General features: G+C 55.0%; 10 protein-coding genes and 1 tRNA gene. 9 read left to right on the top strand and 2 right to left on the bottom strand.

All coding sequences use genetic code 11. The features are described from left to right. Positions 1–4 precede the first annotated feature (4 nt). Complete coding sequence (clpP, locus tag PVA01S_RS20635) at positions 5–586, bottom strand: ATP-dependent Clp endopeptidase proteolytic subunit ClpP (protein ID WP_127609161.1); 582 nt, start codon at positions 584–586, stop codon at positions 5–7. Positions 587–719: 133 nt separating this feature from the next. Further along, positions 720–794: transfer RNA gene (locus PVA01S_RS20630), tRNA-Arg, on the bottom strand. A gap of 243 nt (positions 795–1,037) precedes the next feature. On the opposite strand from PVA01S_RS20630, the gene PVA01S_RS20625 reads away from it, so the two are divergent. The 9 genes from PVA01S_RS20625 to rnr all read left to right on the top strand — a co-directional run. Further along, positions 1,038–2,066 carry a sugar-binding transcriptional regulator gene (locus tag PVA01S_RS20625; RefSeq protein ID WP_127609159.1) on the top strand — a complete coding sequence of 343 codons (1,029 nt, stop codon included), beginning with the start codon at positions 1,038–1,040 and terminating at the stop codon, positions 2,064–2,066. 60 nt (positions 2,067–2,126) lie between these two features. Next, the gene (gap, locus tag PVA01S_RS20620) at positions 2,127–3,134 is read left to right on the top strand and encodes a type I glyceraldehyde-3-phosphate dehydrogenase (RefSeq protein ID WP_127609157.1); all 1,008 of its coding nucleotides are present in this window, start codon (positions 2,127–2,129) and stop codon (positions 3,132–3,134) included. A 288-nt stretch (positions 3,135–3,422) separates the two neighbouring features. Then, positions 3,423–4,607: a phosphoglycerate kinase gene (locus PVA01S_RS20615; RefSeq protein ID WP_127609155.1), complete on the top strand. Its 1,185-nt coding sequence runs from the start codon at positions 3,423–3,425 to the stop codon at positions 4,605–4,607. 57 nt (positions 4,608–4,664) lie between these two features. Next, positions 4,665–5,417: a triose-phosphate isomerase gene (tpiA, locus tag PVA01S_RS20610; RefSeq protein WP_127609153.1), complete on the top strand. Its 753-nt coding sequence runs from the start codon at positions 4,665–4,667 to the stop codon at positions 5,415–5,417. A gap of 1 nt (position 5,418) precedes the next feature. Further along, positions 5,419–6,963: a 2,3-bisphosphoglycerate-independent phosphoglycerate mutase gene (gene gpmI, locus PVA01S_RS20605; RefSeq protein WP_127609151.1), complete on the top strand. Its 1,545-nt coding sequence runs from the start codon at positions 5,419–5,421 to the stop codon at positions 6,961–6,963. A 44-nt stretch (positions 6,964–7,007) separates the two neighbouring features. Next, positions 7,008–8,300 carry a phosphopyruvate hydratase gene (gene eno / locus PVA01S_RS20600; protein ID WP_054797503.1) on the top strand — a complete coding sequence of 431 codons (1,293 nt, stop codon included), beginning with the start codon at positions 7,008–7,010 and terminating at the stop codon, positions 8,298–8,300. 244 nt (positions 8,301–8,544) lie between these two features. Beyond that, a complete protein-coding gene (locus PVA01S_RS20595; RefSeq protein ID WP_127609149.1) occupies positions 8,545–9,255 on the top strand; it encodes a M50 family metallopeptidase in 711 nt (236 codons plus the stop codon). Between the two features lie 130 nt (positions 9,256–9,385). Beyond that, on the top strand, positions 9,386–9,625 hold the full coding sequence (secG, locus tag PVA01S_RS20590; protein ID WP_054797504.1) for a preprotein translocase subunit SecG: 240 nt from the start codon (positions 9,386–9,388) through the stop codon (positions 9,623–9,625). Between the two features lie 320 nt (positions 9,626–9,945). Continuing rightward, the coding region (gene rnr, locus PVA01S_RS20585) for a ribonuclease R (protein ID WP_127609147.1) at positions 9,946–12,224 on the top strand (2,279 nt) is incomplete at its 3' end.

Here is a 12,224-nt window from a genome sequence, read left to right as displayed (position 1 = left end):
TGGTTTAGATCCGCTCGATGACGTTGTCGATCAAGCCGTAGTTTTTCGCTTCTTCCGCGGACATGAAGTTGTCGCGGTCGGTGTCCTTCTCGATCCGCTCGAACGATTGTCCCGTGCGCTCCGCAAGGATCGTGTTCAACTTGTCGCGCATCTTCAGAATGCGCTTAGCGCGAATTTCGATGTCGCTCGCTTGGCCTTCCGCACCGCCGAGCGGCTGGTGGATCATGACTTCGCTGTTCGGCAGCGCATAGCGCTTGCCTTTGGCGCCTGCCGCCAGCAGGAATGCACCCATCGAAGCGGCCATACCGACGCAGATCGTCGAAACGTCCGGCTTAATGAACTGCATCGTGTCATAAATCGCCATCCCCGAAGTGATCGAGCCGCCGGGACTGTTGATATACAGGCTAATGTCTTTGTCCGGGTCTTGTGCGGCCAGGAAAAGCAGTTGCGCGATGATCGAATTGGCTACAACGTCGTTGATTCCGCTACCGAGAAAAATAATCCGGTCCTTAAGCAGGCGCGAATAAATGTCATATGCGCGTTCCCCTCTTGCATCCGGTTCGACAACCATAGGAATAAAACTCATGTGCTGCAGCCTCCTTTTATAATTAAACTATATCCATCATAGCGGAAATTCAAACAAAGGTCAAGAAAGGTCAAACAAAGAGTAAAAAAAACAGCCATCACGTGAAGTTAGGGCTGATTGTCGTTAGTATAGATGGCGCGCCCGTAAGGAATCGAACCTTAATCTCAGGCTCCGGAGGCCTACGTCATATCCATTGGACCACGGGCGCGTATGATGTTGTGCAAGTCACAAAGAGTGACAGCAAAAGTTATTATAAGACATTCTCCAATGAATTGCAAGTCAAAGTTGATGTCTTTTTTAGGCGGATATCTACTTGAATGTGGAATCAAATTGAATTATAATGGGAACATCTAAGTGAGAAGCTTAGTTCTTTTTTTGGGTCATGTGGGACTGAAAATGTATCACCGGGACAAAAAGAGTCCCAACAGAGAGCGATGTGAGATTCGAGGCCATGCGAGATATTCTGGATATTCAGAAGCAGCTTCTGCCCGACCTGCTCGAAACGATGAAAAAACGGTACACGATTCTGCAGCACATTCTTATTTCGGGAGTCGTCGGACGCCGTACGCTGGCAGTTTCGATCGGATCGACCGAGCGGGTGCTGCGCGGTGAAGTCGATTTTCTCAAAGAACAGGGCTTGCTTCAGATCGATGCTTCGGGGATGCGAATCACCGATGCGGGCCGCGTTCTGCTCGAGAAGATCGAGCCGCTGGTCAAAGACGTATTCGGATTGACGGAGTGGGAAGAGCTCATTCGCGACCGATTCGGCTTGAAGCAGGTGGTGATCGTGCCGGGGGATTCGGAAGTTTCGCCGCATGCGAAGAAGGAACTGGGCCGCGCCGGCGCTTTGGTGGTGCGAAAGCTGGTTAAAGAAGATGAAGTCATCGCCGTTACGGGGGGCTCAACGATGGCGCAGGTGGCCGATCAGTTGAATGCTACGGCGTCGATGAAGAGCTGCTGGTTCGTCCCCGCACGAGGCGGACTTGGCGAAAGCGTGGAACTGCAGGCCAACACGGTGGCGGCTACGATGGCCAAGAAGGCCGGCGCCCGATACCGGCTGCTGCACGTGCCGGACCACTTGAATGAAGAGGCCTACCAATCGTTGATACAGGACGATCATATCGCCGAGATCATTCAGTTCATCCGCCGGGCAAGGATGGTCGTACACGGCATGGGAGATGCTATGGTCATGGCAAGACGCCGGAAGGTCGATCCGGAAACGACGAGCAGTTTGCAGCGCGAAGGAGCGCTCGCGGAGGCATTCGGCTACTACTTCGACCGCAGCGGCCGCATTTTGCACAAGATGCCTACGGTAGGTCTTCGCATCGAAGACATTCACGAGATGGATACGGTCATCGGCATCGCGGGCGGGAAGAGCAAGGGCGAGGCGATCGTCGCCGTTCTCCGCCATGGTCACGAGGATGTGCTCGTTACGGATGAGGCTGCCGCCGCTGAAATCGTAAGAAGCTTGACATCTTGACGGGTTTATACCTGTCTTGACATATATAAAAAGAAACCATATTTTAGGAGGAACTTTCTCATGGCAACGAAAATTGGTATTAACGGATTTGGACGTATCGGACGTAACGTGTTCCGCGCAGCGCTGAATAACCCTGAAGTTGAAGTCGTAGCCATCAACGACTTGACGGATGTTAAAACATTGGCTCACTTGCTGAAATATGACACGACGCACGGCAAATTGGACGCTACGGTGGAGTCGACGGAAGGCGCATTGATCGTGAACGGCAGAACGGTTAAAGTCTTTGCCGAGCGCAACCCGGAAAACCTGCCATGGGGAGCTAACGGCGTTGAAATCGTCGTTGAATCCACCGGTATTTTCACAGCTAAAGAGAAAGCCGAGCTTCACTTGAAAGGCGGCGCGAAGAAAGTTATCATCTCCGCACCTGCTACGAACGAAGACATCACGATCGTGCTTGGCGTTAACGAAGATAAATACGATCCTGCTGCACATACGATTATCTCCAACGCATCCTGCACAACGAACTGCTTGGCGCCATTTGCGAAAGTATTGAACGACACGTTCGGTATCGTAAAAGGGATGATGACGACGGTTCACTCCTACACGAACGATCAATCCGTGCTCGACCTGCCGCACAAAGACTTGCGCCGTGCACGTGCAGCTGCCGAGAATATCATTCCGTCCACGACCGGTGCAGCGAAAGCCGTTTCCCTCGTATTGCCTGAGCTGAAAGGCAAATTGAACGGTATGGCTATGCGCGTGCCAACACCTAACGTTTCCGTAACGGACCTCGTAGTTGAAGTCAGCAAAAACGTAACGGTTGATGAAGTTAACGCAGCTTTGAGAGAAGCGGCTAACGGCCCGCTGAAAGGTATCTTGAACTACACCGAAGAGCCGCTCGTATCCAGCGACTTCAACGGCGACCCTGCTTCCTCGACAATCGATGCGTTGTCCACGATGGTTGTCGGCGACAACATGGTGAAAGTTGTTTCCTGGTACGATAACGAGTGGGGCTACTCCAACCGCGTCGTGGATCTCGTTAGCTTCATCGCGAAAAAAGGTCTGTAAGATCGCTTGAAACCCATTGTGGTGATGAACTGAAACTCAAGTTCGACCAATAGCGCAGGGACGGCATTTGTCCGCTTCCGGCAAGCCGGTATCGGTTTGCACGGGAGCGGGCCAACGCGGAGTTCCCTAGCGGGAGGTGCGGGCGAGACGCAGATCATGACCACAATTTTTGTGTGCGGGTAAATGTGCCTAATTTGTGAACAGATAGGGAAAATTCGGATAGAGAGCGAAAATTAAAGAGAGAATGCGGGAAAGAATATCGAGTAATCAATCGGGAGGCGACGAGAAATGAACAAGAAAAGCGTGCGTGGCGTCGAAGTTAGCGGAAAACGGGTATTTGTGCGGGTGGATTTCAACGTACCGCTGGAGAACGGCCACATTACCGACGATACGCGGATTCGTGAAACTTTGCCGACCATCAAGTATTTGACCGAGCGCGGCGCGAAAGTGATTCTGGCGAGCCACTTGGGCCGTCCGAAGGGACAAGTTGTGGAGGAGCTGCGCTTAACGCCAGCGGCCGCTCGTTTGTCCGAGCTGCTCGGCAAGCCGGTTTTGAAAGCGGATGAAGCGATCGGCGACGCGGTCAAAGCGCAAGTCGCAGCGTTGAACGACGGCGACGTGCTGCTGCTTGAGAATGTTCGTTTCTACGCCGGTGAAGAGAAGAACGATCCGGAGCTGGCCAAGTCGTTTGCGGAGCTGGCCGACCTGTATGTGAACGACGCGTTCGGTGCTGCTCACCGCGCTCATGCTTCGACCGAAGGCATCGCGCATCACTTGCCGGCCGTTTCCGGCCTTCTGATGGAGAAGGAGCTCGATGTGCTCGGGAAAGCGTTGAACAATCCGGAGCGTCCTTTCACTGCGATCGTCGGAGGCGCGAAAGTCAAAGACAAGATCGACGTCATCAACAATCTGCTGAACATTGCCGACAACATCATTATCGGCGGCGGCTTGTCCTACACGTTCCTGAAGGCGCTTGGCAACGAGATCGGCAAATCGCTCGTCGATAACGAGAAGATTGATCTGGCGCTCAGCTTCATCAACAAAGCGAAGGAAAAAGGCGTGAACTTCCTGCTGCCGGACGACATCGTGGTCACCGACGAATTCAGCCCTACAGCGAACACGCGAATCGTATCGATCAGCGAAATTCCGGCGGACTGGGAAGGCATCGACATCGGGCCGAAAACGCGCGAGAAATATGCCAAGGTGATTGCCGAGTCCAAGCTGGTCGTGTGGAACGGACCGATGGGCGTATTCGAAATCGAACCGTTCTCGCACGGAACGCGTGCCGTGGCGGAAGCTTGCGCGACGACGAGCGCTTACACCGTTATCGGCGGCGGCGATTCGGCGGCGGCGGCCGAGAAGTTCCAATTGGCAGACAAGATGGATCATATCTCGACCGGCGGCGGCGCATCCCTCGAGTTTATGGAAGGCAAGGCGCTTCCGGGCGTCGTGGCTTTGAACGATAAGGAATAGCTTACGATAAGCAGATGAAGCTGCTTAAGGCAAATTTGGAAAGGGGCTCGGACATCGATGCGGAAACCGATTATTGCAGGCAACTGGAAAATGTTCAAAACGGTAAGCGAAGCCGTAGCATTCGTTAACGAGGTTAAAGGCAAAGCGGAGGTAGACGGCGTGGAGAGCGTCATTTGCGCTCCCTTCACGAACCTTCCGGCGTTGGTCGAAGCCGTGAAAGGCACGACGCTGAAAGTCGGCGCACAAAACCTGCACTTTGAAGACAACGGCGCTTACACGGGCGAAATCAGCGGCGTTATGCTGAAAGACCTCGGCGTAGATTACGTTATCATCGGGCACTCCGAGCGCCGCGCTTACTTCGCGGAAACTGACGAGACGGTGAACAAGAAGGTGCATGCCGCGTTCAAGCACGGCTTGACGCCGATCGTGTGCGTAGGCGAGAAGCTCGAAGAACGCGAAGCCGGTCAAACGAAAGACGTGTGCAAAGTGCAAACGGAAGCGGCTTTTGCCGGTCTGAGCGCGGAGCAAGCAGCTCAAGTCGTGATCGCATACGAGCCGATCTGGGCGATCGGAACGGGCAAATCTTCTACGGCGGCCGATGCGCAGGACGTGATCGGTTACATCCGCGGCCTGGTCGAAGGTCTGTACGGCGCGGAAACGGCGGCAGCGGTCCGGATTCAATACGGCGGCAGCGTGAAGCCGAACAACATCGCCGAGTACATGAACGAAGCCGATATCGACGGTGCGCTCGTGGGCGGCGCCAGCTTGGAGCCGGCCTCTTACATCGCGCTGGTTGAGGGGGCCAAGTAAAATGGCCAGACCGAAACCGGTAGCGCTCATTATTTTGGATGGCTTCGGCCTGCGCGGCGACGTGCAGGGCAATGCTGTTGCCCAAGCGAAGAAGCCGAACTACGATCGGTATTGGAACCAATTCCCGCACACGACCTTGACGGCGTGCGGGGAAGCGGTCGGCCTGCCCGAGGGTCAGATGGGCAACTCGGAAGTCGGCCATTTGAACATTGGCGCGGGACGGATTGTGTACCAGGATTTGACCCGGATCTCCAAATCGATTCGCGACGGCGAGTTTTACGATAATGAAACGATTCTCGGCGCGATTCGTCACGCCAAGCAGAACGGCAAGAAGCTGCATCTTTACGGCTTGCTCTCCGACGGCGGCGTGCATAGCCATATCGCACACTTGTTCGCTTTGCTCGAAGCCTGCAAGAAAGAGCAGCTGGACGATGTGTACATTCATGCGTTTCTGGACGGCCGCGACGTAGCCCCGGACAGCGCCGCAAAGTACATGGAGCAGCTGCTTGCCAAAATCGCCGAGCTCGGCGTCGGCCGCATCGCGACCGTACAAGGCCGCTATTATGCGATGGACCGTGACAAGCGCTGGGAGCGGACAGAGAAGTCGTACCGTGCGATGGTATACGGCGACGGTCCGAAGTATGAAGATCCGATGAGAGCGATCACGGAATCGTACGAGCGTTCGGTGTTTGACGAATTCGTCATGCCGACGGTCATCGTGAAGCCGGACGGTACGCCGGTCGGACTCGTCGAATCCGGCGATGCGGTCGTGTTCTTCAATTTCCGCCCGGACCGGGCGATTCAATTGTCGCAAGTATTCACCAACAGCGATTTCCGCGGCTTCGACCGCGGCGATAAAGCGCCGACGGATCTGCACTACGTCTGCTTGACGCTGTTCAGCGAGACGGTCGGCGGTTACGTGGCGTATAAGCCGAAAAATCTCGACAATACGCTCGGCGAAGTGCTCGTACAGAACAACCTGAAGCAGCTTCGCATCGCCGAGACGGAGAAGTATCCGCACGTGACGTTCTTCTTCAGCGGCGGCCGGGATGTCGAGCTTCCGGGGGAAACCCGCATTCTGATCAAGTCGCCGGCGGTCGCCACCTACGACCTGAAGCCGGAGATGAGCGCTTACGAAGTCGCGGCGGCAGCGGTCGCCGAGATCGAAGCGGAACGTCAGGACGTCATCATCTTGAACTTTGCCAATCCGGACATGGTCGGGCACTCGGGCCTGCTGGAGCCGACGGTGAAAGCGATCGAAGCGACAGACGATTGCCTCGGTCAAGTGGTCGAAGCGATTCTCGCCAAAGGCGGCGTTGCGCTGATTACGGCCGACCACGGCAACGCCGATGTCGTCACGAATCCGGACGGCTCGCGCAATACGGCGCACACGACGAATCCGGTGCCTTTCATTGTGACGGATAGTCATGTTACACTAAGGAACGATGGCATTTTGGCAGATATTGCCCCAACGGTCTTGGCGATTCTCGGCGTAGCGAAGCCGGAGGAAATGACCGGAACTTCGCTGATTGCTCAGCGTGTTTAATGACGCCGAAGCTTGATTAAAAATGATAAGGAGTGTTTAGAATCATGACAGTAATTTCTAATGTGTACGCTCGTGAAGTGCTTGACTCCCGCGGTAACCCGACGGTTGAAGTGGACGTGTATCTGGAGTCCGGCGCGCGCGGCCGCGCAATCGTTCCATCCGGCGCTTCTACCGGCGCTTACGAAGCTGTAGAGCTTCGCGACGGCGACAAATCCCGTTACCTTGGTAAAGGCGTGCTGAAAGCCGTTGAGAACGTGAACGACATCATCGCTCCGGAAATCATCGGCATGAACGCTTTGGACCAAGTTGGCATCGACCAGCGCATGATCCAGCTTGACGGCACTCCGAACAAAGGCAAGCTGGGCGCGAACGCGATCCTCGCGGTATCGATGGCGGTTGCCCGCGCAGCTGCCGAAGCTTTGGACATTCCTTTGTACGTTTACCTCGGCGGATTCAACGCGAAGACGCTCCCGGTTCCGATGATGAACATCATCAACGGCGGCGCGCATGCCGACAACAACGTAGACGTGCAAGAGTTCATGGTCTTGCCGGTAGGCGCTCCTACGTTTAAAGAAGCGCTTCGCACAGGCGCTGAAATCTTCCACAGCCTGAAATCGGTTCTGAAAGAAAAAGGCCTGAACACTGCTGTCGGCGACGAAGGCGGCTTCGCTCCGAACCTGGGTTCGAACGAAGAAGCGATTCAAACGATCATCACGGCGATCGAACGCGCAGGCTACAAGCCGGGTGTTGACGTATTCCTCGGCATGGACGTCGCTTCCACCGAGTTCTTTAAAGACGGCAAATACCACCTCGAAGGCGAAGGCAAATCCTTCACGTCCGCCGAGTGGGTCGATTTCTTGGCTGCTTGGGTCGACAAATACCCGATCATCACGATCGAAGACGGCTGCTCCGAAGACGACTGGGATGGCTGGAAGCTTCTGACCGAGAAGCTGGGCTCCAAAGTTCAGCTCGTCGGCGACGATCTGTTCGTGACAAACACCGAGCGTCTGTCCCAAGGTATTGAGAAAGGCATCGGTAACTCCATCCTGATCAAAGTGAACCAAATCGGTTCCTTGACCGAAACGTTCGACGCGATCGAAATGGCGAAGCGCGCCGGCTACACGGCGGTTATTTCCCACCGTTCCGGCGAAAGCGAAGACAGCACGATTGCCGACATCGCGGCAGCGACGAACGCAGGCCAAATCAAAACCGGTGCGCCTTCCCGTACGGACCGCGTAGCGAAATACAACCAATTGCTCCGCATCGAGGATCAATTGGCCGATGTCGCTCAATACGCAGGCAAATCCGCGTTCTACAACTTGAAAAACTTCAAATAATATATATAAATAAACTGTCAGGTAGAAGAGGTTTTGGACTTGGAGCTTTGCCGTCAGGCGAAGAGTAGTGTATGCACCGGAGAGTTTACGTGCCGCCTTTAAAAACGGATGATACCCGCAGCTTATTTCAAATCCAATCATCCGTTTTTAACAAAGGCCGGAGGGCATACAGCTGCTCGCAGCCGACAGGAGGCAACGCCTAGCCTCAACCTTGTTCACCTGACCAACCCCTGGAGGGAATCTTATGGGTAATCTGATAAAGACTGTACTGTTTCTTGTGGTATCGGCCTTTCTTACGCATTTGATTCCCTTCAGCGATTTTTTCCGCAATCTGGATACCATGATCCACGAATTCGGTCACGCTGTCGTCACGCTGGCGCTGTCCGGCAAGGTGATGTACATTGAGCTGTACGCCAACCACAGCGGCGTTACGTATTCGCAGGTATCGAGCAGATGGAGCTTAATTCCGATCTCGCTCGCGGGGTATGCGACAGCTTCGCTGTTTGCGCTATTGTTGTTCCGGCTCCGGTCGCGGGATAAAGAGCGCCTCGGGCTGCAGGTAATGACACTGCTTGCGGTGCTGTCTCTGGTGCTGTTCGTTCGGAATCCGGCCGGTATTTCGTGGCTGATCGGGTTCATCATTCTGAACGTGATCGTGCTGGCTATCGCTCCGCGATGGTTGCGGGATCTGTACTACTTGCTGCTGGCGTTCCTGACGCTGGAGGAATCGGTTTTCGGGCCGCTTTCGCTCATTATGTACGCGTGGAACGATCCGATGCGAGCAGGGGACGCCTCCAACTTGAGCGCGGTGACGCCGTTCCCGGCGATCGGCTGGGCCGTGCTGTTTACCGTCTTCTCGTTATGGTGCGCGGTCAAAGCGCTGAAGCTGTTCCTCCGCGGACGATCGTCTCATCGCGAAGGGAAGCCTCGCATCCAGCAACAGTTCGAACGTTGAACCTGACAAAAATACCGTTACGCTGCACATCCGTATGGACTGGATTTGTCAGCGTATTTTTTTTGTGGTATAATAAGCTTGCTGTCTATTTTCGGACAAGTTGTGATTGCTGCTCGTAGGAGGTGTGAAGATGGAAATTGCACTGAAAATTATTTTGGTGATTGCGTCGATTGGATTAATCGCGGCCGTATTGCTGCAGCCGGGCAAAAGCGCGGGATTATCCGGTGCCATCTCCGGGGGTGCGGAGCATTTGTTCGGGAAACAGAAGGCGCGCGGTCTGGAGCTGTTCTTGCAGCGTTTGACTATGGCGTTGGCCGTTGTTTTCTTTGTTTTGTCTCTGATCGTGGCGTACTTTGTAAAAACCGCTTAATCATAAAACAACGACAGCAGGGGAATATTACTCCTGCTGTTTTTTTTTCTCTCCGGACGGGTAATGAAGCGGAGGAGGCTTGAAAGATACGCTGGTCGTTCCGAGGAGCGCCGATTACATAGATAAGCATATGTCCTCGCCTTTCCGGCAGATCGCCTATTCCCCGGAATCCTCGCATGGACTGCTGCTGGACGACGAGCGGGAACGGGTTGGTGATGCATTCGGGATTTTTACTTACACTCGGTCAATACGGGCATGGGAACAAGCGGGCGGCAGGTTCCTCCACATAAATTAGAAAGAGAAGATAGGAGTGAGCGCCAATGATCACAAGAGAAGCATTGCTCGATTTTATGAAAGAAACGGCTTATAAGCCTATGACGTACCACGAGTTGGAGCAGCATTTTGAACTGGAGGATGCTCAGGCATTTAAAGAGTTCTTGAAGCTGCTGAACGATTTGGAAAATGAGGGCTTGATATTACGTACCCGGAACGATCGATACGGTATTCCGGAACGGATGAATTTACTGCGAGGCAAGCTGCAAGCGCATGCGAAAGGGTTCGGATTTCTGATCCCGGACGACCGGGAGCTTCCGGATGTGTACATTCACGCCAATGATATGGGAACCGCCATGAACGGCGACATTATTCTGGTCCGCGTCAACTCGAAGAGCGCGTCCGGCGGTCGTATGGAAGGCGAAGTCGTACGCGTAGTCAGCCGTGCCAATACACAAATTGTCGGCTTGTTTAAGTCGTTGGAAGAGTATGCTTTCGTCATACCGGACGACAAGCGGGTCGTGCGGGATATTTTTATTCCGAAGGATGCGTTTAACGGAGCGATGGACGGGCACAAGGTCGTGGTGCGGATCGTGTCGTACCCGGAAGGCCGCGCTGCGGCACAGGGCGAAGTCATCGAAATTTTGGGGCATAAGAATGATCCGGGCATTGATATTTTGTCAATCATCCGGAAGCACGGCTTGCCGGAATCGTTCGCCGACGATGTGATGGACGAAGCGGCCGCCGCACCGGAGTCGATTACGGAGGAGGAGATCCGCAGTCAGGGACGGCGCGATCTGCGCGGCAAGCGGATTGTTACGATCGACGGCGAAGACGCCAAGGACTTGGACGATGCGGTGAACGTCGAGCGTTTGCCGAACGGCAACTACGTCCTGGGCGTTCATATCGCCGATGTGAGCTATTATGTGCGCGAGGGCTCGGCGCTTGATCAGGAGGCGTACAACCGCGGCTGCAGCGTGTATTTGGTGGACCGGGTCATTCCGATGCTGCCGCACCGGTTGTCGAACGGGATTTGCTCGTTGAATCCGCAGGTCGACCGGCTGACGATGTCCTGTGAGATGGAGTTCGATCAGGATGCGAATGTCGTCCGGCATGATATTTTCACGAGTGTGATCAAGACCAGCGAGCGAATGACGTATAAGAACGTACGTACGCTGCTTACGGAAGAAGCTCCGGAACCGGAGCTGCTCGAGAAGTACGGCTACCTGATGGACGACTTCCGGCTGATGGAAGAGCTCGCGATGAAGCTTCGGTCCAAGCGGATGCGGCGCGGCGCGATTGATTTTGATTTTCAAGAGTCGAAAATCCTGGTAGACGAGAACGGGAAGCCGACCGACATTATTAAGCGCGACCGTACGATCGCCGAGATGATCATCGAGGAGTTCATGCTGGCGGCGAATGAAACGGTGGCGGAGCATTTCTACTGGATGAAGGTGCCGTTCTTGTACCGGATTCACGAAGACCCGGACGGCGAGAAGCTGGCGCATTTCATGGAGTTTATTACGAACTTCGGGTATGTGGTGCGCGGCAAGGGCAATACGGTGCATCCGCGGGCGCTGCAGACGCTGCTGGAGGAAATCAAGGGTACGAAGGAAGAGACGGTTATCAGCACCGTGATGCTTCGTTCGATGAAGCAGGCGAAGTATGATGCCAATAGTCTGGGCCATTATGGCCTCGCGGCGGAGTTTTATTCACACTTCACTTCCCCGATCCGGCGGTACCCGGACCTGATCATCCATCGCGTCATTCGCGAGGTGCTGGAGAGCGGCGGCGTACTCAGCGACAAGCGTCACGAATACTTGGCATCGAGGATGGAAGATATCGCGCGGCAGTCGTCGGAGCGTGAGCGCGTCGCCGTAGATGCGGAACGCGAGACGGAGTCGCTGAAGAAGGCCGAGTTCATGCTCGACAAGGTCGGCGAGGAATTCGGCGGCATCATCAGCAGCGTGACCAGCTTCGGCATGTTCATCGAGCTGGACAATACCGTGGAAGGGCTTATCCGTCTGTCCGACTTAACGGACGACTACTACCACTACCACGATGCCCAGCACGCGCTGATCGGCGAGCGCACCTCGAAGATTTTCCGCCTTGGCGATGAGGTGAAGGTGCGTGTGTCGCGTGTGAACATGGATGAACGCACCATCGACTTCGAGATGGTGGACATGAAGCCGCGGCAGCAGAAGGTGAGCCTCGTTGACGCGCTGAAAGCGGTGCGCCAAGGCAAGCGGGGCGGCCGCGGCGCACGGGAAGGCTTGGCCGGGCGGGGAGGCGGCGAACGCACGGGCACCGGCGCAAGCGGCAAGCG

It is taken from the genome of Paenibacillus validus NBRC 15382 (genome assembly GCF_004000985.1).
GTDB classification, from domain to species: domain Bacteria; phylum Bacillota; class Bacilli; order Paenibacillales; family NBRC-103111; genus Paenibacillus_G; species Paenibacillus_G validus.
The sequence above is the reverse complement of the archived record's forward strand: the minus strand, read 5'-3'. Positions and strand labels throughout refer to the sequence as shown.

Excerpts from the sequence above, each read along its gene's own strand:
- eno (WP_054797503.1), top strand. The coding sequence starts at position 7,008 with ATGACAGTAATTTCTAATGTGTACGCTCGTGAAGTGCTTGACTCCCGC.
- gpmI (WP_127609151.1), top strand. The coding sequence starts at position 5,419 with ATGGCCAGACCGAAACCGGTAGCGCTCATTATTTTGGATGGCTTCGGC.
- PVA01S_RS20595 (WP_127609149.1), top strand. The coding sequence starts at position 8,545 with ATGGGTAATCTGATAAAGACTGTACTGTTTCTTGTGGTATCGGCCTTT.
- clpP (WP_127609161.1), bottom strand. The coding sequence starts at position 586 with ATGAGTTTTATTCCTATGGTTGTCGAACCGGATGCAAGAGGGGAACGC.
- secG (WP_054797504.1), top strand. The coding sequence starts at position 9,386 with ATGGAAATTGCACTGAAAATTATTTTGGTGATTGCGTCGATTGGATTA.
- PVA01S_RS20625 (WP_127609159.1), top strand. The coding sequence starts at position 1,038 with ATGCGAGATATTCTGGATATTCAGAAGCAGCTTCTGCCCGACCTGCTC.
- PVA01S_RS20615 (WP_127609155.1), top strand. The coding sequence starts at position 3,423 with ATGAACAAGAAAAGCGTGCGTGGCGTCGAAGTTAGCGGAAAACGGGTA.
- tpiA (WP_127609153.1), top strand. The coding sequence starts at position 4,665 with ATGCGGAAACCGATTATTGCAGGCAACTGGAAAATGTTCAAAACGGTA.
- gap (WP_127609157.1), top strand. The coding sequence starts at position 2,127 with ATGGCAACGAAAATTGGTATTAACGGATTTGGACGTATCGGACGTAAC.